The sequence below is a fragment of the Rhizobium sp. BK196 genome, assembly GCF_014193255.1.
In the GTDB taxonomy this organism is placed as follows: domain Bacteria; phylum Pseudomonadota; class Alphaproteobacteria; order Rhizobiales; family Rhizobiaceae; genus Rhizobium.
Map to the genome: position 1 here is coordinate 96,160 of NZ_JACHZB010000010.1, position 20,774 is coordinate 116,933.

The window sequence follows — 20,774 nt, forward strand, 5'->3', positions numbered from 1 at the left end:
AGTCCGAACATCCTATGTTAGACGGACCCCGAATTTCGGAAGAAGCAAGAGGCTTCTCTTGCGATTTCTGGGGGAAATCAAAACGAATTCAAAGTCATAGGTTCGGCGCCCGCCGGAAGTCGGATTTTGAATTGAAATCAGGGAAATTTGTGCCCGTGGCAGACACGTCCCAGCTTACTTCTGGTGTTGCAGAGCGCTATGCCTCATCGCTTTTCGAGCTGGCGCTCGACGAAGGCGCAGTCGACAGCGTTACCGCCGATCTCGACCGTTTCCAGGCCATGCTGGACGAAAGCGACGACCTGAAGCGCTTTGTCCAGAGCCCGGTTTTCTCCGCAGAAGATCAGCTCAAGGGCATCGTTGCAATCAGCGAAAAGGCTGGTCTCTCGGGCTTCTTTGCCAATTTCCTCAAGGTCGTGGCGCGTAACCGCCGCCTCTTTGCCCTGCCGGGCATGATCAAGGCCTTCCGCATCATTGCTGCCAATCATCGCGGCGAAATTTCTGCCGAAGTCACTTCGGCCCATGCTCTCTCCGCAGAGCAGGAAAATGAATTGAAGGCGGCGCTGAAGGGCGTCACCGGCAAAGACGTGGCAATTGCTGTCACGGTTGATCCGTCAATTCTTGGTGGTCTGATCGTCAAGGTCGGGTCCCGTCAGATTGATACGTCTCTTCGTACCAAACTCTCTACCCTTAAGCTTGCATTGAAAGAGGTCGGCTGATGGATATCCGCGCTGCGGAAATTTCCGCAATTCTTAAAGACCAGATCAAGAACTTCGGCAAAGAGGCAGAAGTCTCGGAAGTCGGCCAGGTTCTCTCCGTTGGTGACGGTATCGCTCGCGTTTACGGCCTGGACAACGTCCAGGCTGGTGAAATGGTCGAGTTCCCCGGCGGCATCCGCGGCATGGCGCTCAACCTTGAATCCGACAATGTCGGTGTCGTTATTTTCGGCTCCGACCGCGACATCAAGGAAGGCGACACTGTCAAGCGTACCGGCGCGATCGTTGACGTCCCGGTTGGTCCGGAACTGCTCGGCCGCGTTGTCGACGCTCTCGGCAACCCGATCGACGGGAAGGGTCCGATCAACGCGACCCGCCGTGCGCGCGTCGACGTCAAGGCTCCGGGCATCATTCCGCGCAAGTCGGTTCATGAGCCGATGTCGACCGGCCTCAAGGCTATCGATGCGCTAATACCGGTTGGTCGCGGCCAGCGCGAGCTTGTCATCGGTGACCGCCAGACCGGCAAGACCGCCATCATTCTCGACACGTTCCTGAACCAGAAGCCGATCCATGACAACGGCCCGGATCAGGATAAGCTTTTCTGCGTCTACGTCGCCGTTGGCCAGAAGCGCTCCACCGTTGCCCAATTCGTCAAGGTTCTCGAAGAGCGGGGCGCACTGAAGTATTCGATCGTCGTTGCCGCGACCGCTTCCGATCCGGCCCCGATGCAGTTCCTCGCTCCATTTGCAGGCTGCGCCATGGGCGAATACTTCCGTGACAACGCCCAGCACGCGCTGATCGGCTATGACGACCTGTCCAAGCAGGCCGTTGCCTACCGCCAGATGTCGCTGCTGCTGCGCCGCCCGCCGGGCCGCGAAGCTTATCCGGGCGACGTTTTCTACCTGCACTCGCGCCTCCTCGAGCGCGCTGCGAAGATGAACGACGACAAGGGCGCTGGTTCGCTCACCGCTCTGCCGGTCATCGAAACTCAGGGCAACGACGTTTCGGCCTTCATTCCGACCAACGTGATCTCGATCACCGACGGCCAGATCTTCCTCGAAACCGACCTGTTCTACCAGGGTATCCGTCCGGCCGTTAACGTCGGTCTGTCGGTTTCCCGCGTCGGTTCTTCGGCCCAGATCAAGGCGATGAAGCAGGTTGCCGGCTCGATTAAGGGCGAGCTCGCCCAGTATCGCGAAATGGCCGCCTTCGCACAGTTCGGCTCGGACCTTGACGCCGCTACGCAGCGCCTGCTGAACCGCGGTGCGCGCCTGACCGAACTCCTGAAGCAGCCGCAGTTCTCGCCGCTGAAGACGGAAGAGCAGGTTGCGGTGATCTTCGCGGGCGTCAATGGCTACCTCGACAAGCTGCCGGTCGCTCAGGTCGGCAAGTTCGAACAGGGCCTGTTGTCCTACCTGCGTTCAGAAGGCTCTGCTATCCTGGATGCGATCCGCACGGAAAAGGCTATCAGCGACGATACGAAGGGCAAGCTCGTTGCTGCTCTCGACAGCTTCGCCAAGTCTTTCCAGTAATCGGACCCTAGGTTAGGACGATAACGGATGCCTTCACTTAAGGATCTGAAAAACCGGATCGCCTCCGTCAAGGCGACGCAGAAGATCACCAAGGCGATGAAGATGGTCGCCGCGGCGAAGCTTCGGCGTGCGCAGGAGGCGGCCGAGGCCGCCCGGCCTTACTCGCAGCGTATGGGTGCCGTCCTGGCGAACATCGCCAAGGCTGTTACCGATGCGGACGGCGCGCCGGTCCTGATGACCGGCACGGGCAAGGACCAGGTGCACCTGCTCGTCGTCTGCACGGCCGAACGCGGCCTTTGCGGCGGTTTCAACTCGCAGATTGCCCGCTTTGCTCGCGATCACGTTCGCAAGCTGGTTGCCGAAGGCAAGACGGTGAAGATCTTCACTGTCGGCAAAAAGGGCTATGACATCCTGCGTCGCGAATTCGCGTCGATGATCGTCGAGCGCAAGGAACTGCGCGAAGTCAAGAAGATCGGTTTCGAGAATGCCGATCAGATCGGCAAGCGCATCATCGAGATGTTCGAAGCCGGTGAATTCGACGTCTGCACGTTGTTCTACTCGGAATTCAAGTCGGTGATCAGTCAGATCCCGACGGCGCAGCAGCTCATCCCGGCCAAGGCTCCTGAAGCCGTTGCCGAAGATGCAGCCCATGCCAGCGCTGTCTATGAATACGAGCCGGATCCGGCGTCGATCCTCGACGATCTGATCCCGCGCAACATCTCCGTCCAGATCTTCCGCGCTCTCCTTGAGAACGTCGCGGGCGAGATGGGTGCCAAGATGAGCGCGATGGACAATGCGACGCGCAATGCTGGTGAGATGATCAATAAGCTGACGTTGAGCTACAACCGTCAGCGTCAGGCTCAGATCACCAAGGAACTGATTGAAATCATTTCGGGCGCGGAAGCGCTCTGAGTTAGGGAAAGAGGGTAAGAAAATGGCTGAGGCAGCTACCCGCTCTGTCGGCAAAGTCACCCAGGTTATCGGCGCCGTCGTCGACGTTGCTTTCGAAGGCGAACTGCCGGCGATTTTGAACGCGCTCGAAACCGACAACAACGGCAACCGTCTGGTTCTCGAAGTCGCTCAACATCTGGGCGAAAACGAAGTTCGCACAATTGCCATGGACTCGTCCGAAGGGCTCGTTCGCGGTCAGCAGGTTACCGATACCGGCGCTCCGATTTCGGTTCCGGTTGGTGACGAAACGCTCGGCCGTATCATGAACGTCATCGGCGAGCCGGTCGACGAAGCTGGTCCGCTGAACACCGCTCACAAGCGCGCCATCCACCAAGACGCTCCGGCTTACGTCGAGCAGTCCACGGAAGCGCAGATCCTCGTCACCGGCATCAAGGTCGTCGACCTTCTCGCTCCCTACGCAAAGGGCGGCAAGATCGGTCTGTTCGGCGGTGCAGGCGTCGGCAAGACCGTTCTCATCATGGAACTGATCAACAACGTCGCCAAGGCGCACGGTGGTTACTCGGTCTTCGCAGGCGTGGGTGAACGTACCCGCGAAGGCAACGACCTGTACCACGAAATGATCGAATCGGGCGTCAACAAGCATGGCGGCGGCGAAGGCTCCAAGGCTGCGCTCGTTTACGGCCAGATGAACGAACCGCCGGGCGCTCGCGCTCGCGTCGCTCTGACGGGCCTCACGGTTGCTGAACATTTCCGCGACCAGGGCCAGGACGTTCTGTTCTTCGTGGACAACATCTTCCGCTTCACGCAGGCTGGCTCGGAAGTGTCGGCTCTGCTCGGCCGTATTCCTTCGGCCGTTGGTTATCAGCCGACGCTCGCCACCGACATGGGCCAGATGCAGGAACGCATCACCACGACGACGACGGGCTCGATCACCTCGGTTCAGGCCATTTACGTTCCGGCCGACGACTTGACCGACCCGGCACCGGCAACCTCGTTCGCCCACTTGGATGCAACGACGGTTCTGTCGCGTTCGATCGCTGAAAAGGGCATCTACCCGGCCGTCGACCCGCTCGACTCCACCTCGCGCATGCTCGACCCGATGGTCGTCGGCGAAGAGCACTATGAAGTTGCTCGTAAGGTTCAGTCGACGCTGCAGCGCTACAAGGCCCTGCAGGACATCATCGCCATCCTGGGCATGGACGAACTGTCTGAAGAAGACAAGCTGTCGGTTGCCCGCGCCCGCAAGATCGAACGCTTCCTGTCGCAGCCGTTCTTCGTTGCCGAAGTCTTCACCGGTTCGCCGGGCAAGCTGGTTGCTCTCGAAGACACGATCAAGGGCTTCAAGGGGCTCGTCAACGGCGAGTACGATCACCTGCCGGAGGCTGCCTTCTACATGGTTGGCTCGATGGAAGAAGCTATCGAGAAGGCCAAGAAGCTCGCAGCCGCTTGATGAGCGACGCTCAGGACGAGATATTCTGTTGCGACACCCTTAAAAGTGTCGTGGCAGAGCTTCCTGAACCGGCCGCGCCGATCATCTACCGTGCCGACAACGGCGTGATGATGATGGTTGTTGGGCTGGCCCAGACCGAGGAAGGCCTTGGTTATCTCGACCATGCGATACTGCACTGCCCGTTCTGCGGGACCAAATTGCACGATGCAAAAGCCATAGCCGAGAAGGTAAGTCACTGATGGCTGACAATTTCAACTTTGAGCTCGTTTCGCCGGAGCGTTTGCTGCTGTCGCAGATGGTGACCGAGGTCGTCATTCCCGCGACCGAAGGCGAAATGACTGTTATGGCCAACCATGCCCCGACGATGACGACTGTCAAGCCGGGCATTGTAAGCGTTCGCTCCGCTTCCGGTTCGAAGCAGAACTATGTCGTGTTCGGCGGCTTTGCCGATATTCTGCCGACCGGCTGCACGCTGCTCGCAGAATCGGCTGTTCCGGTCGAAGAACTCAACAAGGATGAACTGACCCGTCGCATCGAAGCTGCGAAGAAGGAACTTGAAGATGCCGAGCATCACGAGCACAAGTCGAAGCTCGAGCATTTCATCATGGAATTGACCCACCTGCGTGGCGTCGTCCAGCAGGATTGATCGGCACGGCCAGCAACAGGCAGAATGAGAAAAGCGGCCTTTCAAGGCCGCTTTTCTTTTTGCCACAACAGAATTCGGCCGTTCGTCACGCATCACCGGCTGTATAGGAGCCACATCGAAGTGACGAAAGGCATCCCCGCGAGTTTATTGATACCGGAGCGGGCTTTCATCGCGGAGGCTGCGGCATCCGCGTGGAGATTACAGAAACGAAAGGGTGGCTTTTGACCGCCTGTACCCGGAGCGTTCCTTAAAGGAAATTCTCATGGCATTTCCGTTTTTCCTCCGAGTCACGGAAAGCTCCATCTCTTTATTTTTTATGCATTTCCGGGGGCAAAGCCCCTATGCACTTTTGCTGGAACTGCTTTAGAAGCCGGTTCCCCCGCGCAGTTCGGACAGCAATGTGCGGAACAGGATCTTCAGATCCAGCCAGAGGCTGAAATTTCTGATGTAATAGATATCGCTAGCGATGCGGGCGCGGGCCTCCGTCGGGCGCTCTGTCGGGCCGCGCCAGCCGCGCGTCTGGGCGAGGCCGGTAATGCCCGGCCGCATCAGATGGCGGTAATGATAGTCGGGAACCAGCTCCTCGTAGAGCATGCCGGCAGCGCGCATGTTTATAGCGTGGCAGCGGGGGCCGATAAGCGACATATCGCCCTTGATGACGTTGAGAAGCTGCGGCAGCTCATCGATGTTGGTCTTGCGCAGGAAGGCGCCGATCCGCGTTACGCGCCGATCACCCTTGACGGTCTGTTCGACGCCGGTGGGATCGCAGAGATCCACCCGCATGGAGCGGAACTTGTAGACTGTGATTTTGCTACCCTTCAGACCCCAGCGAATCTGCCGGAAAAACACCGGCCCGCCGTCGTCGATCACGATAAAAAGAGCGATCGTCAGAAGAACGGGAAATAGGATGACCAGCGCGCTTGTGGCACCGAAAATGTCGAAAGCCCTCTTCAAGCCAAACTGAAGCCTGCTCCGGCCACTTAACGAGGCAAAGCTTTGGGGCTGGCGAATATTGGAATTCGCTGCATCGAAAGCCTTCATCCTCACTGCTTTTGCAGAGAAAGCCGTGTCTTGAAACTTGTTCGGCGTAAACACATTCATTAAGCAACGTCCGTAGAAATACTCACATTATGCACCGCGCCGGCACAAATACATGGGCTAGATCAATTTGTCACGAGCTTCCTTATTGTTTTCGTAACCATAATCGAGCCAAATTTGGGAGTATTTCGAAATATGTCCCCGACATTTTTTCGTGAGTTTGTACTAACTATATTGAGTAACGACTGAATCTTTACGCGTTATGCGTGCGGCATGACGTATTACCTGTCGTTCGAGAGCGAAATAACTGAGGCTTGCGAGAAGAAAAATGATCGCGCTCGCAAATGCGCAACCAATAAACCAGTCTCGCAGCGGGTCGTCTTTGCCGATCCCGAATACGGCCGGAGCGATCGTTTGAATCGACGTCAGAACGATGTCCTGCCAGATATAGATGCCGAATGAGACGGTTGCCGTGAAGCGTATGAAAGTATTGTCGAGCAATACCGCGAGCAGCACGGAGCGCGAGAGGGCCACAAGCGCGACAGCGATCAGAACCGGAAACAGCGGAAAGGCGTAGGGGATTCCGAGCCGTCCATAGGCTTCCCAAGGTCCACCTGTCGAAAGCGGAAAGTGTAGGGCGGCAGCGGCCAGGCAGGCGAATGCGATGATGTCGAACCAGATGCGAGGCTTTCGCGGCAGCAGAATCTGAATGCCGGCTGCGAATGAACCGAGCGCAAAAATGGCGAAAAAGCCGATGGGATTGTAGTTGGGCATCCACTCCTTCGCGCCGCCTTGCATGCCATATTGCCAGCCGCGGTCTATCTCATTGGGGGGAACAAGCGTGCGGAAGGCCTCGTGGGCAAGCAGGGTCGCGGCAATGATGCCGAGCCAGGCAAGGCGCGTGAGGAGCGGAGAACGGTGTTTTTCCGGGATAGCGAAAAGCCAGAGGAAACCAAGCGGCAGCAGGATATAGCTCGTTACTTCGAAAGATATGGACCAGAGCGGGCCGTTGCCTTCGACAGGAAAGAAAGTGCGCCACTGCCACTGATTCATGAAGAAGAGCCCGCTGATATAGCGCATAACGAGTTCCGGCGTCAGTGCATGCCCAAGCAGTGTGACGCTGAGGATGAAGCCCGCCGTCAAAGCTACCCAATAACCGGGTATGATGCGGGCCGCGCGACGCAGCACATAGGTGCGCAGGTCAGGCATGGCGCAACCGGCATCGAGGGAGCGCCAGAACGGCAGGGCCAGCAGGAAGCCGCTCAGGATGAAGAAGATGGCGACGCCGAAATTGCCGAAACGCAGGGCGGTCAGCATCGGCTGCCATCCCTCGGTCTTGTTGAGATCGACGCGCAGAATGAGATGATGGATGAGAACCAGCAGGCAGGCGGCTGCACGCAAGAAATCCGCTCCGGCCATCCGGTCCTGCTGCTGCATGTCACTCCCTCGCTCCTTGCCGGACTTTGCAGCGGAAAGCTGCTGCCGGCAAGGGCAGGGTCGTCTCAGCCAAGCAGATCGTTGGTGTAATAGCTGGAAAAGTCGGGCTTTTCCTTCAGCGCTGCACCATTGGCATCGAGCAGGATGCCATGATCGAACAGAAAAGTGCCGATCGCTTCTGCCTTGGCCGGATCGACGACGCCGATCGTGCCGTTGTCGCCCTTGAGGAAATGGCCTTCGACCAGCGCCTTTTGTGATGCCTTGACGAGTTCGGTATTCAGCAATGCGCCGTTGCTGCCGGCAATCAGAAGGTCACAGGCCTCGTCCGGATTGTCGACCGAATAGGCGTAGCCCTTGAGCGTTGCCTGGATGAAGGCGCGGGCATTTTGCGGATTGGCCGAGAGATAGGCGTCGCTGGAAGCGATCGCGGTCGTCTGTTCGTCGGGAATGCCGTAGTCTCTGTAGCGCCAGCGGCCGACCTGCCGGTTCTCCAGCTGCGCCGCGATACCCTCCCAGGTGTAGATTTCCAGCGTGAAGTCTACGGCGCCGTTGTCGAGCGCCTCATAGGCCGAGGTGCCGAGCGTGACATTCTGGAAGGTGCCCTTGCCGCCGTCGTTGCGAATCATCGCGGAGACGAGCGCCTCCTCCCATGCGCCGCCGAAGCCGCCATAGGTTTTTCCGTCAAGATCCTTGGGACTTTTGATATCGTTGCGGCCGCCCTTGAAGATCAGCCTGCCGGTTTCCGTCTGCACGACGGCATAGACGAGTTTCACATCAGCGCCGGCGGCGCGCTGGGTAAAGGCCTCGATCTCTCCGCAAATGCCGAAATCGGCAACGCCGTTCGCGACCAGCGTGCCGGCGCTGGTATCGGCATAGGGCAGGATCTCGACGTCGAGGCCGGTGGCCTCATAGAAGCCTTTGGCCTTGGCGACATAGATGCCGATATGATTGGTGTTCGGTGTCCAGTCGAGCGCGATACGCACCTTTGCGGCGGATTGGGCGAAGGCAGTGCGGCCGGCGAGGCTTGCGGCCATGGCGGCAAAAAGGGTCTGTCGGCGGGTGAGAAGCATCATAACCTCCTCAGGTTCTTTGCGGATGCAGCAATGTTTGAAGAATTTCGGTTTCGATCGCCTGGGCGGCCGGGGAGCCGAGATCGGCAAGCGTACGCGGCCTTTTCAGCGGCACTTCGAATTCCCTGATCACGGCCGCCGGGCGGGCGGAAAGCACATAGATACGGTCAGACAGGAAAACGGCTTCCCGCACATCATGGGTGATCAGCAGGGCCGTCCAGCGATGATCGGTCCACATGCCCTGCAGCCATTCCTGCATCTGGGTGCGGGTCAGCGCGTCGAGTGCCCCGAAGGGCTCGTCGAGCAGCAGCATGTCCTGCCGCTGGATCACCGTGCGCAACAGGGCCGCCCGCTGGCGCATGCCGCCTGAGAGGGCCACGGGATAGTGATTTTCGAAACCGGCAAGGCCGAAGCGTTCAAAGAGAGGGGCTGCAACGGCGCGCGCCTGGCTGCGGCGCATGCCGTGCACTTCGAGACCAAGGATCGCATTGTCGATGACGCTTCGCCACGGCATCAGCGCATCGCGCTGGGGCATGAAGGCGAAGACGTGCTGCGCTTGCAAGAGCGGCATGCCGTCAAAAAGGATGTCGCCTCTATCGGCCTGCAGCGCCTGTGTCAGCAGCCGCAGGATCGTCGACTTGCCGGAGCCGGAGGGGCCGACGATCGAGACGAATTCACCTCTGGCGATATGAAGAGAAATGTCCTTCAGCACTTCCATGCCATCGAAGGACTTCGAGACGTTCTTCAGCTCAAGCATTCCTCTCATGGGCGTTTCTCCGCAGCAGATTGCCAGGGCATGACGAAACGCTGCACCGCCAGCGTGAGACCGAAGAGGCAAAGGGTCAGGAGGGCGCTAACAATGACGGCGGCAAGCACGAGATCCGGCCGGAAATTGTTCTTGGCATTGAGGATATAGATACCGAGGCCACGTGCGGCGCCTGCATATTCGGCGAAGATGGCCCCGACCACAGCATAGGTGATCGAAATGCGTAGGCCGGCAAAGAAGAAGGGCATGGCGGAGGGGAGCCTCGCCAGGCAGAAGATGCGCCAGCGGCTCGCTTTCATGGAGCTCATAAGCTCGGCGATATCCCGGTCCGTCGCTTCATAACCCTGCAGCAGGGCGACCAGCAACGGAAAGAAGGTGACGAGGGCGACGAGCAGAAGTTTTGGCAATATCCCGAAACCGAACCAGAGTACGACCAGGGGTGCGATTGCCACTAGCGGCAATGTCTGGCTGACGATGAAGAGCGGCAGCAGGGCGCGGCGCATGAAGGGCACGAAATCCATCAGGACCGACGAGGCGAAGGCGAAGACCAGCGACAAAGCGAAACCGCCGAGCGTCGCGCCAAGCGTCGGCCAGGTATTGTCGAGCAGCGCCTGCCTGTTCAGCCAGCCCTGTGTCAGGATCCGCGAAGGCGAGGGCAGGATGGAGGGCTTGATGCCGGAGAGATCGACATACAGCTCCCAGACAGCCAGGAAGGCAAACACGGCAAGAATTGCGGGCAGGGCCCGCCTCAATGGCGCAAATGTCGAATCCGGTTTCGATAAGGTCATTGCCGTCCGGCGTCTCAGGCTTTGCTCGGGCTGTTCGCGGAGACCGTGATATCCAGTGTCACATGACCTTCGGGATCGCCAAAGCGATAGAAAGCTTCATGGATAGTGGCGAAGATCGCACCGGCATCACCGCGCAGCTTGGTGCAGAAATTCTTAGAGCGGTCGAATGTGCCCGAGCGCTTCAGAAAATCGATGCAGCCGTAGATCTCGTCCATATGAGTGCCCGTTCCCATGACATAGAGAGAGAATTGGGCGGCCGTTGGCTGACCGGTTTCGGTCGTATCCCTGACTGCCGCGATCGCGGCTTCCATCCGCTCGGCGAGCGGCTCTGATCGGCTGGAGGACAGGCCGGCGCCGCAGATTGCATCATCCGGTTCGCCGGGGCAGCCCCGCGAGATCGCAGCGGACAATACGCAATGCTCGCCGCTTGCGGCAGCCGAGACGAAGAGGTCGCGCATGGCGGCAAACAGCACGTCGGGCGGACCGACCATCAGCGTGGAAATATCGTCGGTTTCGATGCGAAGACGATCGCGATAGGGATCGAGAGCTTTGATCGCTTCAAGGATGATGCCGACGAAATTGCCGGACATCGGATATAGAGACACTTGTGCGCCGGAAAACACTTGGACCTCGCTCCGCTGGCATTACCCAGATCAGCTTTGAAGGGTCCGGAGGCATGCGCCTCACATCTCAGCCCCGGCAATTCGGAGCTCCCCCGTGAATTGTGGCGGAAGCTATCACCGGGCCTGCGATATCGCAACCGTAAAATTCCTAGCCGGCTGCACGGTCGGTAAGGGTTCGGACGCACCAGGTGCTGGGAGGAAAACACCCGGACGGAGGTCCTGTCCGGGTGTCCAGCCGGTTCCGTACCTGCCAGAAACGGAATCGGATGTCGTTGTCTCAGGCGGCGATGCCGGCGTAGGGCGTGTCGCTGCGGGCTGCGATCAGCGCTTCAGTCCACCATTGCAACTGGGCCATCATTCGGGAAAGCCGGCGCAACGCATCCTCCGAATCCTGTAGCCAGCCTTCATTGTCGAAACGGCGCCAGGGGGAAGTGAAGCTGACGGCATCGCAGATCGTGACGGCGTGAAGCTCCGCGAAGACGAGGCGGAGCTGTTCGACGGCCCTCAATCCCCCGGAGATGCCGCCATAGCAGACGAAGGCGATGGGCTTTCCGTGCCAGGGTTCAGCGAACAGATCGATGAGGAATTTCAAGGAGGCGGTGAAGCTGTGGTTGTATTCCGGCGTGACGAGGATGAAACCATCGGCTTGATGAAGCCTGTCCGCAAGCCGTGTTGCCTCCGGATGATGCGGTACATGCTCTCGCGGCAGCGAAAATGTCAGCGGGTCGATGATGTCGATCTCGAATTGCGGAAAGCGGGCGAGTTCTCTTTCGAGCCATTTCACCACCCTGTCGCAGGTGCGCCCTTCGCGCGTGCTGCCATAGATGATGGCAAGCCTCATGGGTTTCTGCATGCATTGCTCCTTCTTATGTCGGCTTTACGGCCTCGGGAGCGCAGTCTATAAAACCTCAACTAATATTGAGGTCAATAGGCTATGCAGCAGAAACCGGCATTCTCCTTGAGCAGGCTCCTGACGGTGGGCGAGGTGGCGGAGCGCAGCGGACTTGCGGTTTCTGCGCTGCATTTCTACGAGGCGAAGGGGCTGATCTCCAGCATCCGCACCCGCGGCAACCAGCGCCGCTATGGCCGCGATGTGCTACGGCGCCTCGGCATCATCAAGGTGGCGCAACGCGTCGGCATCCCGCTTGCCGAAATCCAGACCGCTTTCGAAACCCTGCCGCAGAGCCGGACGCCGACAGTCGAGGACTGGCAGAAACTGTCGGCGCTCTGGAAGGATGATCTCGATGCACGCATCAAGCAGCTCAGCCTGCTGCGCGACCATCTGACGAGCTGCATCGGCTGTGGTTGCCTCTCGATCGACGCCTGTCCGCTGCGTAATCCCTTCGACGTGCTCGGCAGGCAAGGCGCCGGCGCGCGGCTTCTCGACCCTGGTGCCTAGACCTTCGGACTTTCTTTTGGCTGATGGCCGCATATGTTAGGCCTGATAGCGCACGCAGCGGGGTCGGCCCCGCAAGGAGGAGAGCTTCGTGTTTCATCCCAAATTGTTCGAAAACCGCAATGTCGTCGTGACGGGTGCTGGCCGCGGTATCGGCCTCGAAGTTGCCCGACAGTTTCTGGATTGCGGTGCGCGCGTGCTTGTCCATACCGGGCGCGATGGGGAGCGCGAACTGCCGGATTTTCTCCTGACCGCCGAATCGGAACGCCGGGCCCTGCTGTTGTCGGCAGATTTCCTGCAGGCGGGCGGAGCTGCAAAGTTTGCAGGAGAGGCACTCGATTTCTTCGACAGGGTGCATGTGTTGATCAACAATGCCGGCACCATGCATGGCCGTTTTCCCGCAGGCGAGCTGACTGATGCCGATTATGAGACCATCGTACGCCTCAACCAGACATCGGTGGTAGAGCTCACGAGGGCCTTGCTTCCCGCGCTCCGGGCAGCGCACGGTGCCGCCATCGTCAACACGGTTTCGATTTCAGCGCTAACGGGGGGAAGCCCGGGTTCGGCGATCTATTCCGCATCAAAGGCCTTCGTCGCAACCTATTCGAAGGCGCTCGCCCGTGAGCTCGCGCCCGACAATATCAGGGTCAACTGCGTCTCGCCCGGTACGATCGATACCGATTTCCATGCACGCTATTCATCCCGCGAAAAACTGGAACAGGCCCGCAAGTCGATCCCGCTGCAGCGGCTTGGAACGTCGGAAGATTGTGCTCCCGCCTATCTCTTCCTGGCGGCTCCGTCGCTCTCCGGTTACATCACAGGTCAAGTCCTGGAGATCAATGGCGGCCAGCTTATCTGCTGATTTAGTTGGACTTTTTTTGGTGTTTCACAACATTTGACCAATTCGTTTCTGCGAATATGATATTGTACTGATCTACCCTATTACCTCCTTCCGAGAAGCAAATGCCATTGCCTAAACCGAAGCTGGGCCTGACCAGCCAGGACTTGCAGAAGCTTGCTGATAAAGCCCACGAGGCGAGCGATCTCCTGAAGGCGCTAGCCCATCAGACCCGGTTGCTCATCCTCTGTATCCTGTCGGAAGGGGAAAAAACGGTTGGCGAGATCGAGGATATCCTTGGTATACAGCAAGCTATGGTGTCTCAGCAGCTTGCGCGGCTGAGGCTCGAAGGTCTCGTCAATACGCGGCGCGAAGGACGGCTCGTCTATTACAGCATGGGCAATGAAAGCATTATGGCTTTCCTCGAATCGCTTTTCAGTCTCTTTCCGGTTGCCGAGGCGAGCTGAGCCTGCTGGCTCTTGCGAAGCGGTCGTCAACCCGCAAAGATAGGCCTTATCCCGAATTCGGCGGGGAGGCCGGATGATCGACAAGCTGGAATTCTTCATCGCACTCGCCAACGAGAAACATTTCGGTCGTGCGGCAGAGGAATGCGGCGTTTCCCAACCTACGCTCTCGGCCGCCATTCGCCAGCTCGAAGATCAGCTGGGCGTGATGCTGGTGCAGCGCGGCTCCCGCTTTCAAGGATTGACGCCGGAAGGGCAGCGCGTGCTCGAATGGGCGCGGCGCATCGTCGGCGATACGCGCACAATGCGCGAGGAAATGCGCGCCGCCCGCAAGGGTCTCTCCGGCCATCTGCGCCTGGCCTCCATTCCGACCGCGCTCGCCATGCTGTCGCGAATCACGACGCCCTTCCAGGAACGGCATCCCGACGTCACCTTCTCCATCGTCTCGCGCAATTCACTGCAGGTGCTGAGCATGCTCGAAAATCTCGAGATCGATGCCGGCATCACCTATCTGGAAAACGAGCCGCTCGGGCGCGTCACTTCGGTGCCGCTCTATGCGGAACGCTATAATCTCATCACCGCCGCCGGCAGTCCGCTCTCGGATCGCGATAGTGTGACATGGCGTGAAGTGGGTGATCTTCGGCTTTGCCTATTGACGGCTGACATGCAGAACCGGCGTATCATCAACCGGCATTTGGCCGAAGCAGGCGCGACAGTCCATCCGACACTCGAATCGAACTCGATGATCGTGCTTTTTTCGCACGTGCGGACCGGCCGCTGGGCAAGCATCATGCCCCATAATGTCGCGAAATCGTTCGGTTTTCCTGTCGAGATCCGGATGATCCCGATCGTCGAGCCGGAGGCACACCACCTCGTCGGCCTTGTCGCTCCCTATCGGGAGCCTTTCACGCCGCTTGTTTCCGCCTTGTTGCATGAAGCAAGAACACTCGTCGAAGACGCGGAACTTTGATAGGAAAAAGCTATCAAGCAACAAGACTGCTTTATTGATTGCAGTCTGCTTCCCTGAGACAGTTCCATTGAATTCGCAATGGCATGGGGAGTTTGCGGTTTCACCGAATGCGCAAGCCGAAGGGAGGGCTGCTGATGAACATACATATCGGTCAGGGCGATATCGCCGAGCGTATCCGCTCGATCGTTGCTGATCTTCGATCCCTCGAAGGACCACTGCTCCCCATTCTGCATGAGGTTCAGGACCAGTTCGGTTACGTGCCGCAGGAGGCTCTGCCGGTCATTGCTGACGAGCTCAATCTTTCCCGCGCCGAGGTCCACGGTGTCGTCACCTTCTATCATGATTATCGTGATCATCCTGCCGGTCGACACGTGCTGAAGCTCTGTCGCGCCGAAGCCTGCCAGTCGATGGGTGGCGATGCACTGGCCGAGCGTATAAAGACCCTGCTCGGCATCGATTTTCATCAGACGACACTCGACGGCAGCGTCACGCTGGAGCCTATCTACTGTCTCGGTCTCTGTGCCTGCGCGCCCGCCGCCATGTTCGATGGCGAAGTGCATGGCCGCGTCGATGACGAATTGGCGGCCGAGCTCGTCGAGGAGGCGCGCCGATGACTGTGAAGATTTATGTTCCGCGCGATGCCGCAGCGCTCTCGCTCGGGGCCGAGAAGGTGGCAAAGGCGATTACCCAGGAGATCGCCGCCCGCGGCCTCGATGCGACCGTCGTGCGCAACGGCTCGCGCGGAATGTTCTGGCTGGAGCCGTTGGTCGAGGTTGAGATTTCCGGGAAACGAATCGGCTATGGGCCAGTCAAGGCGAAGGATGTCGCAGGGCTGTTCGATGCGGGACTGCTGGACGGCGGGGCGCATGCGCTCTGTCTTGAGGAGGTCGAGGACCTGCCTTTCCTAAAAGGCCAGACGCGTCTCACCTTTGCCCGCTGCGGCATTACCGATCCGCTTTCGCTTGAGGATTACGAAGCGCATGGGGGGCTTGCCGGTCTTCGCCGCGCAGCGTCGATGCAGCCTGCCGATATCGTCAAGGAAGTCACCGATTCCGGCCTTCGCGGCCGCGGCGGCGCAGGCTTTCCGACCGGCATCAAATGGAAGACGGTGCTCGATGCGGCGGGTACGCGCAAATATATCGTCTGCAATGCAGATGAGGGCGACAGCGGCACCTTCGCCGACAGGATGATCATGGAAGGTGACCCCTTCGTGCTCATCGAAGGCATGGCAATTGCCGGGCTTGCGACGGGTGCTGCGAAAGGCTTCGTCTATACGCGCTCGGAATATCCGCATGCGATCGCCACGATGACGGAGGCGGTGAAGATTGCCCGCAAGGCCGGCATTCTCGGCACCTCGGTGCTCGGCTCCGGCAAGACCTTCGACATGGAGATCCGCACCGGTGCGGGCGCCTACGTCTGCGGCGAGGAGACGGCGCTGCTCAACAGCCTTGAAGGCAAGCGGGGCGTCGTGCGCGCCAAGCCGCCGCTGCCGGCGCATCAGGGCCTGTTTGACTGTCCGACCGTCATCAATAACGTCATCTCGCTCGCCTCTGTGCCTGTGATCATGGAAAAGGGGGCTGTCTTCTATCGCGATTTCGGCATGGGCCGGTCGCGGGGCACCATTCCGCTGCAGATCGCCGGCAATGTGAAATATCGCGGTCTCTATGAAACCGCCTTCGGCCTGTCGCTCGGCGATATCGTCGAGAAGATCGGCGGGGGTACGGCGTCCGGCCGGCCGGTGAAAGCGGTGCAGGTGGGCGGGCCGCTCGGAGCTTATTTCCCGCGCGCGCTCTTCGACACGCCGCTCGACTACGAGGCCTTTGCAGCCAAGGACGGCCTAATCGGCCATGCCGGTCTCGTCGTCTTCGACGATACTGCCGATATGCTGAAGCAGGCGCGTTTCGCAATGGAATTCTGCGCGGTGGAAAGCTGCGGCAAGTGCACGCCCTGCCGCATCGGCTCGACACGCGGCGTCGAAACGGCCGACAAGATCGCGCAAGGCATCGATCCGGAAAAGAACCGCGAGCTGTTGGCCGATCTCTGCAATACGATGAAATTCGGTTCGCTCTGCGCGCTCGGCGGCTTCACGCCCTATCCCGTCATGAGCGCCATGACGCACTTTCCCGAAGATTTTGCTCCGACTCCTCTGATAGAAGCGGCCGAATAGATCATGTCTCTTGTTCACGAAATCGACTACGGAACGCCGGCTTCGAAATCCGAAACGATGGTGACGCTGACCATCGACGGCCGGCAGGTGACGGTTCCTGAGGGGACCTCGATCATGCGCGCCTCGATGGAGGCCGGCATCGAGGTGCCGAAGCTCTGCGCGACCGATATGGTCGATGCCTTCGGTTCCTGCCGTCTCTGTCTGATCGAGATCGACGGCCGCAACGGAACGCCGGCCTCCTGCACCACGCCGGTGGCTTCGGGCATCGTCGTCCATACGCAGACGGAGCGGTTGAAGAATATCCGCCGCGGCGTCATAGAGCTTTATATCTCCGACCATCCGCTCGACTGTCTGACCTGTGCGGCCAATGGTGATTGCGAGCTGCAGGATATGGCAGGCGCCGTTGGTCTTCGCGACGTGCGTTACGGCTATGAGGGCGACAACCACGTCAAGGCCCGCAATAATGGCGAGATCAATCTGAAATGGATGCCGAAGGACGAGTCCAATCCGTACTTCACCTTTGATCCGTCGAAGTGCATCGTTTGCTCCCGCTGCGTGCGCGCCTGCGAGGAGGTGCAGGGTACCTTTGCACTGACGATCGAAGGGCGCGGTTTCAGTTCGAGCGTTTCGCCTGGTATGCACGAGCATTTTGTGGATTCCGAATGCGTATCCTGCGGCGCCTGCGTGCAGGCCTGCCCGACGGCGACGCTGACGGAAAAATCGGTCATCCGCATCGGCCAGCCGGAACATTCGGTTGTTACCACCTGCGCCTATTGCGGCGTCGGCTGCTCCTTCAAGGCGGAAATGCGCGGCGAGGAGCTGGTGCGCATGGTGCCGTGGAAGGACGGTCAGGCAAACCGCGGCCATTCCTGCGTCAAAGGCCGCTTCGCCTACGGCTACTCGACGCACAAAGACCGCATCCTCAATCCGATGATCCGCGAGAAAGTGACTGATCCCTGGCGTGAGGTGACGTGGGATGAGGCCTATGCGCATGTCGCCTCCGAATTTCGCCGCATCCAGTATCAATATGGCCGCGAAGCGATCGGCGGTATCACATCGTCCCGCTGCACCAATGAAGAGACTTATCTTGTCCAGAAGCTGGTTCGCGCCGGCTTCGGCAACAATAATGTCGATACCTGCGCCCGCGTCTGCCATTCGCCGACAGGTTATGGTCTCGGTCAGGCTTTCGGCACCTCGGCCGGCACGCAGAATTTCGACAGCGTCGAGCAGTCCGATGTGGTCGTCATCATCGGTGCTAATCCGACCGATGGCCATCCCGTCTTCGCTTCGCGTCTGAAGAAGCGGCTGCGGCAGGGTGCCAAGCTTATTGTCATCGATCCGCGTCGTATCGATATTATTCGCTCGCCGCATGTGGAGGCATCTTTCCATCTGCCGCTGAAGCCCGGCACCAATGTCGCAATCATGACGGCGCTTGCGCATGTGATCGTGACCGAAGGTCTCTACGATGAGAAATTCATCCGCGAGCGCTGCGACTGGTCAGAGTTCGAGGATTGGGCGGCTTTTGTCGCCGAGCCGCAGCATAGCCCGGAAGCCGTGGAGAAGTTTACCGGCGTGAAGCCGGAAGATCTGCGCGGTGCTGCCCGGCTTTTCGCGACCGGCGGCAATGGCGCCATCTATTACGGTCTCGGCGTGACCGAACACAGCCAGGGCTCGACGACGGTCATGGCGATCGCCAATCTTGCCATGGCGACCGGCAATATCGGCCGTCCCGGCGTCGGCGTGAATCCGCTGCGCGGCCAGAACAATGTGCAGGGCTCCTGCGACATGGGATCCTTCCCGCATGAGCTGCCGGGGTATCGCCACATCTCAGACGATGCGACGCGCGATATTTTCGAAAAGCTCTGGGGCGTGAAGCTCAACAACGAGCCGGGCCTGCGTATTCCGAATATGCTGGATGCTGCCGTCGACGGCTCCTTCAAGGGTATCTATATCCAGGGCGAGGACATCCTGCAGTCCGATCCCGATACCAAACATGTCGCCGCCGGTCTTGCCGCGATGGAATGCGTCGTCGTGCAGGATCTCTTCCTGAACGAGACGGCGAACTATGCGCATGTCTTCCTGCCGGGTTCGACTTTCCTCGAAAAGGACGGCACCTTCACGAATGCCGAGCGCCGCATCAACCGCGTGCGCAAGGTCATGACGCCGCGCAACGGCTATGCCGACTGGGAAGTGACGCAGAAGCTCGCTCAGGCCATGGGCCTCGACTGGCACTATGCGCATCCGTCCGAGATCATGGACGAGATTGCCGCGACGACGCCGAGCTTCGCTTCGGTCTCTTACAACTATCTCGAAAAGATGGGCTCGGTTCAATGGCCTTGCAACGAGGCGCATCCGCTCGGTTCGCCGATCATGCATGTGGACGGGTTCGTGCGCGGCAAGGGCAAGTTCATCCGTACGGAATACGTCGCGACCGACGAGCGCACCGGTCCGCGCTTCCCGCTGCTTCTCACCACCGGGCGTATTCTCAGCCAGTATAATGTCGGGGCGCAGACACGGCGCACCGATAATGTCGTCTGGCATTCCGAAGACAGGCTGGAGATACACCCGCATGATGCCGAGCAGCGCGGCATCCGCGATGGCGACTGGGTAAAACTTGGCAGCCGCTCGGGCGATACGACGCTTCGCGCATTGATCACCGATCGCGTAGCACCGGGAGTCGTCTATACGACCTTCCATCATCCGGATACGCAGGCAAACGTCATCACAACCGACTTCTCCGACTGGGCAACCAACTGCCCGGAATACAAGGTGACGGCGGTGCAGGTCTCGCCCTCCAATGGCCCGTCCGAGTGGCAGGTCGAGTATGACGAGCAGGCCCGTCAGTCCCGCCGCATCGCCAGCAAGATGGAGGCGGCGGAATAATGACGCAAAGGCCGACCCGCATAGGCGTGACGGAGATCGCCCGAAGGGACGGCATCATGGTGCGGGGCGAGCGCATCGTGCCCGAGGAAGTACCGATCGCATTTTCCTATGGCGGCAGCTCGCATGCGGTCATGATGGGCACGCCTGCCGATCTCGAGGATTTTGCTGTCGGTTTCAGCCTGACGGAAGGCATTATCACTGATCGCAGTCAGGTCGCCGGTATCGAACTCCTCGAAGACGAGAAAGGTATCGACGTCCAGGTGACGCTTCTCGACGACGTCGAGGATGCGCTGAGAAGGCGCAGGCGGAGCATGGCCGGCCCCGTCGGTTGCGGCCTCTGCGGTATCGAATCGATCGAGCAGGCAGTCCGCAAAGTGCCTGACGTTTCCAAGGTCGGGCTGTCATTGTCGCATGCCGATATTGTGCAAGCGATCGCGCTGCTCAACGATTCCCAGCCGCTGCATCGCGAGACGCGGGCAGTTCATGGGGCTGGCTTCTATGTTCCCGGTAAGGGATTGATCGCCGTGCGTGAGGATGTCGGCCGGCACAATGCGCTCGACAAGCTCTGCGGAGCCGTCATCAGAGCCGGCGGTACGGGCGCGTCAGGCGCTGTCGCCGTTACCAGCCGCCTCTCCGTCGAAATGGTCCAGAAGACGGCGATCCTCGGCGCGCCCGTACTGATCGCCATTTCCGCGCCGACGGCACTTGCCATCCGCACTGCCGAGGAAGCCGGCATGACGCTTGTCGCCCTCGTGCGCGGCGAGGATTTCGAGATTTTCACCCACCCACATCGCCTGTCGCCCGGAAGCATCGCCGATGTCGCATGATACCAAGACCAAGCTTGTCTATATGGCAAACCAGATCGCAACCTTCTTCAAGACCCAGCCCGAAAGCGAGGCTGCGCAGGGGGTGGCGACGCATATCAACAAATTTTGGGAGCCGCGTATGCGGCGACAACTCTTCGAAATCCTGGAAAAGCAAGACAATGGCCTCGACGCGCTCGTGCTGCAGGCCGTTCCTCTGATCCGCAAACCGGAGCCGGCAGAACAACCGCTTCGATAAACCAACATCGGCGCATGAA

General features: G+C 59.6%; 22 protein-coding genes and 1 riboswitch. Of the genes, 15 read left to right on the forward strand and 7 right to left on the reverse strand.

Going from position 1 to position 20,774, the window contains the following annotated elements:
- Nucleotides 1–149 precede the first annotated feature (149 nt).
- The 6 genes from FHT78_RS26250 to FHT78_RS26275 are packed head-to-tail and all read left to right on the forward strand — an operon-like array spanning nucleotide 150 to nucleotide 5,253.
- Nucleotides 150–716, forward strand: coding sequence for a F0F1 ATP synthase subunit delta (locus FHT78_RS26250; RefSeq protein WP_183749655.1), 567 nt, complete (start codon nucleotides 150–152; stop codon nucleotides 714–716).
- Entirely contained in the window at nucleotides 716–2,245 is a 1,530-nt protein-coding gene (atpA, locus tag FHT78_RS26255) for a F0F1 ATP synthase subunit alpha (protein ID WP_183749491.1), read from the forward strand. Before FHT78_RS26250 ends, atpA begins: the two co-directional genes overlap by 1 nt.
- A 27-nt stretch (nucleotides 2,246–2,272) precedes the next feature.
- Nucleotides 2,273–3,157 (forward strand): F0F1 ATP synthase subunit gamma, encoded by an 885-nt coding sequence (locus FHT78_RS26260; protein WP_183749492.1) that lies wholly within the window; start codon nucleotides 2,273–2,275, stop codon nucleotides 3,155–3,157.
- Between the two features lie 22 nt (nucleotides 3,158–3,179).
- Nucleotides 3,180–4,607, forward strand: coding sequence for a F0F1 ATP synthase subunit beta (gene atpD / locus FHT78_RS26265; protein ID WP_183749493.1), 1,428 nt, complete (start codon nucleotides 3,180–3,182; stop codon nucleotides 4,605–4,607).
- Nucleotides 4,607–4,846 (forward strand): hypothetical protein, encoded by a 240-nt coding sequence (locus FHT78_RS26270; RefSeq protein ID WP_183749494.1) that lies wholly within the window; start codon nucleotides 4,607–4,609, stop codon nucleotides 4,844–4,846. The genes atpD and FHT78_RS26270 overlap by 1 nt, the downstream gene beginning before the upstream one ends.
- Complete coding sequence (locus FHT78_RS26275; protein ID WP_183749495.1) at nucleotides 4,846–5,253, forward strand: F0F1 ATP synthase subunit epsilon; 408 nt, start codon at nucleotides 4,846–4,848, stop codon at nucleotides 5,251–5,253. The genes FHT78_RS26270 and FHT78_RS26275 overlap by 1 nt, the downstream gene beginning before the upstream one ends.
- Nucleotides 5,254–5,616: 363 nt before the next feature.
- Here FHT78_RS26275 and FHT78_RS26280 read toward each other — a convergent pair whose 3' ends face one another.
- The 7 genes from FHT78_RS26280 to FHT78_RS26310 form a co-directional block, all read right to left on the reverse strand.
- Nucleotides 5,617–6,294, reverse strand: a complete 678-nt coding sequence (locus tag FHT78_RS26280) for a sugar transferase (RefSeq protein WP_246715427.1) — start codon at nucleotides 6,292–6,294, stop codon at nucleotides 5,617–5,619.
- 222 nt (nucleotides 6,295–6,516) lie between these two features.
- A complete protein-coding gene (locus FHT78_RS26285) occupies nucleotides 6,517–7,728 on the reverse strand; it encodes an acyltransferase (RefSeq protein WP_183749496.1) in 1,212 nt (403 codons plus the stop codon).
- Between the two features lie 65 nt (nucleotides 7,729–7,793).
- Nucleotides 7,794–8,801 (reverse strand): ABC transporter substrate-binding protein, encoded by a 1,008-nt coding sequence (locus FHT78_RS26290; RefSeq protein WP_183749497.1) that lies wholly within the window; start codon nucleotides 8,799–8,801, stop codon nucleotides 7,794–7,796.
- A gap of 7 nt (nucleotides 8,802–8,808) precedes the next feature.
- Nucleotides 8,809–9,564 (reverse strand): ABC transporter ATP-binding protein, encoded by a 756-nt coding sequence (locus FHT78_RS26295; protein WP_183749498.1) that lies wholly within the window; start codon nucleotides 9,562–9,564, stop codon nucleotides 8,809–8,811.
- Entirely contained in the window at nucleotides 9,561–10,352 is a 792-nt protein-coding gene (locus tag FHT78_RS26300) for an ABC transporter permease (protein ID WP_183749499.1), read from the reverse strand. The genes FHT78_RS26295 and FHT78_RS26300 overlap by 4 nt, the downstream gene beginning before the upstream one ends.
- A gap of 14 nt (nucleotides 10,353–10,366) precedes the next feature.
- Nucleotides 10,367–10,975, reverse strand: coding sequence for a YkoF family thiamine/hydroxymethylpyrimidine-binding protein (locus FHT78_RS26305; protein WP_183749500.1), 609 nt, complete (start codon nucleotides 10,973–10,975; stop codon nucleotides 10,367–10,369).
- A riboswitch (TPP riboswitch) is annotated at nucleotides 10,965–11,079 on the reverse strand. (Overlaps the previous gene by 11 nt.)
- Nucleotides 11,080–11,252: 173 nt before the next feature.
- Complete coding sequence (locus FHT78_RS26310; RefSeq protein ID WP_183749501.1) at nucleotides 11,253–11,828, reverse strand: NAD(P)H-dependent oxidoreductase; 576 nt, start codon at nucleotides 11,826–11,828, stop codon at nucleotides 11,253–11,255.
- A gap of 81 nt (nucleotides 11,829–11,909) precedes the next feature.
- On the opposite strand from FHT78_RS26310, the gene soxR reads away from it, so the two are divergent.
- The 9 genes from soxR (at nucleotide 11,910) to FHT78_RS26355 (ending at nucleotide 20,755) form a co-directional block, all read left to right on the forward strand.
- Nucleotides 11,910–12,374: a redox-sensitive transcriptional activator SoxR gene (soxR, locus tag FHT78_RS26315; RefSeq protein ID WP_183749502.1), complete on the forward strand. Its 465-nt coding sequence runs from the start codon at nucleotides 11,910–11,912 to the stop codon at nucleotides 12,372–12,374.
- Between the two features lie 88 nt (nucleotides 12,375–12,462).
- Nucleotides 12,463–13,233 carry an SDR family oxidoreductase gene (locus tag FHT78_RS26320; protein ID WP_183749503.1) on the forward strand — a complete coding sequence of 257 codons (771 nt, stop codon included), beginning with the start codon at nucleotides 12,463–12,465 and terminating at the stop codon, nucleotides 13,231–13,233.
- A gap of 101 nt (nucleotides 13,234–13,334) precedes the next feature.
- Complete coding sequence (locus tag FHT78_RS26325; protein ID WP_183749504.1) at nucleotides 13,335–13,676, forward strand: metalloregulator ArsR/SmtB family transcription factor; 342 nt, start codon at nucleotides 13,335–13,337, stop codon at nucleotides 13,674–13,676.
- Between the two features lie 73 nt (nucleotides 13,677–13,749).
- On the forward strand, nucleotides 13,750–14,643 hold the full coding sequence (locus FHT78_RS26330) for a LysR family transcriptional regulator (protein WP_183749505.1): 894 nt from the start codon (nucleotides 13,750–13,752) through the stop codon (nucleotides 14,641–14,643).
- Between the two features lie 134 nt (nucleotides 14,644–14,777).
- Complete coding sequence (locus tag FHT78_RS26335; protein ID WP_183749506.1) at nucleotides 14,778–15,257, forward strand: formate dehydrogenase subunit gamma; 480 nt, start codon at nucleotides 14,778–14,780, stop codon at nucleotides 15,255–15,257.
- Nucleotides 15,254–16,810 (forward strand): NADH-quinone oxidoreductase subunit NuoF, encoded by a 1,557-nt coding sequence (locus FHT78_RS26340; protein WP_183749507.1) that lies wholly within the window; start codon nucleotides 15,254–15,256, stop codon nucleotides 16,808–16,810. The genes FHT78_RS26335 and FHT78_RS26340 overlap by 4 nt, the downstream gene beginning before the upstream one ends.
- Before the next feature lie 3 nt (nucleotides 16,811–16,813).
- Entirely contained in the window at nucleotides 16,814–19,693 is a 2,880-nt protein-coding gene (gene fdhF, locus FHT78_RS26345; RefSeq protein ID WP_183749508.1) for a formate dehydrogenase subunit alpha, read from the forward strand.
- Nucleotides 19,693–20,520 (forward strand): formate dehydrogenase accessory sulfurtransferase FdhD, encoded by an 828-nt coding sequence (fdhD, locus tag FHT78_RS26350; RefSeq protein WP_183749509.1) that lies wholly within the window; start codon nucleotides 19,693–19,695, stop codon nucleotides 20,518–20,520. Before fdhF ends, fdhD begins: the two co-directional genes overlap by 1 nt.
- The gene (locus tag FHT78_RS26355) at nucleotides 20,510–20,755 is read left to right on the forward strand and encodes a formate dehydrogenase subunit delta (RefSeq protein WP_183749510.1); all 246 of its coding nucleotides are present in this window, start codon (nucleotides 20,510–20,512) and stop codon (nucleotides 20,753–20,755) included. Before fdhD ends, FHT78_RS26355 begins: the two co-directional genes overlap by 11 nt.
- The last annotated feature ends 19 nt before the right edge of the window (nucleotides 20,756–20,774 follow it).

Bases quoted from the DNA above. Each gene is read 5' to 3' on its own strand.
- FHT78_RS26340 (WP_183749507.1), top strand. From the start codon at position 15,254: ATGACTGTGAAGATTTATGTTCCGCGCGATGCCGCAGCGCTCTCGCTC.
- fdhF (WP_183749508.1), top strand. From the start codon at position 16,814: ATGTCTCTTGTTCACGAAATCGACTACGGAACGCCGGCTTCGAAATCC.
- fdhD (WP_183749509.1), top strand. From the start codon at position 19,693: ATGACGCAAAGGCCGACCCGCATAGGCGTGACGGAGATCGCCCGAAGG.
- FHT78_RS26330 (WP_183749505.1), top strand. From the start codon at position 13,750: ATGATCGACAAGCTGGAATTCTTCATCGCACTCGCCAACGAGAAACAT.
- FHT78_RS26275 (WP_183749495.1), top strand. From the start codon at position 4,846: ATGGCTGACAATTTCAACTTTGAGCTCGTTTCGCCGGAGCGTTTGCTG.
- soxR (WP_183749502.1), top strand. From the start codon at position 11,910: ATGCAGCAGAAACCGGCATTCTCCTTGAGCAGGCTCCTGACGGTGGGC.
- FHT78_RS26325 (WP_183749504.1), top strand. From the start codon at position 13,335: ATGCCATTGCCTAAACCGAAGCTGGGCCTGACCAGCCAGGACTTGCAG.
- FHT78_RS26260 (WP_183749492.1), top strand. From the start codon at position 2,273: ATGCCTTCACTTAAGGATCTGAAAAACCGGATCGCCTCCGTCAAGGCG.
- FHT78_RS26300 (WP_183749499.1), bottom strand. From the start codon at position 10,352: ATGACCTTATCGAAACCGGATTCGACATTTGCGCCATTGAGGCGGGCC.
- FHT78_RS26310 (WP_183749501.1), bottom strand. From the start codon at position 11,828: ATGCAGAAACCCATGAGGCTTGCCATCATCTATGGCAGCACGCGCGAA.
- FHT78_RS26285 (WP_183749496.1), bottom strand. From the start codon at position 7,728: ATGCAGCAGCAGGACCGGATGGCCGGAGCGGATTTCTTGCGTGCAGCC.
- atpD (WP_183749493.1), top strand. From the start codon at position 3,180: ATGGCTGAGGCAGCTACCCGCTCTGTCGGCAAAGTCACCCAGGTTATC.
- FHT78_RS26290 (WP_183749497.1), bottom strand. From the start codon at position 8,801: ATGATGCTTCTCACCCGCCGACAGACCCTTTTTGCCGCCATGGCCGCA.
- FHT78_RS26355 (WP_183749510.1), top strand. From the start codon at position 20,510: ATGTCGCATGATACCAAGACCAAGCTTGTCTATATGGCAAACCAGATC.
- FHT78_RS26280 (WP_246715427.1), bottom strand. From the start codon at position 6,294: ATGAAGGCTTTCGATGCAGCGAATTCCAATATTCGCCAGCCCCAAAGC.
- FHT78_RS26270 (WP_183749494.1), top strand. From the start codon at position 4,607: ATGAGCGACGCTCAGGACGAGATATTCTGTTGCGACACCCTTAAAAGT.
- FHT78_RS26295 (WP_183749498.1), bottom strand. From the start codon at position 9,564: ATGAGAGGAATGCTTGAGCTGAAGAACGTCTCGAAGTCCTTCGATGGC.
- FHT78_RS26335 (WP_183749506.1), top strand. From the start codon at position 14,778: ATGAACATACATATCGGTCAGGGCGATATCGCCGAGCGTATCCGCTCG.
- atpA (WP_183749491.1), top strand. From the start codon at position 716: ATGGATATCCGCGCTGCGGAAATTTCCGCAATTCTTAAAGACCAGATC.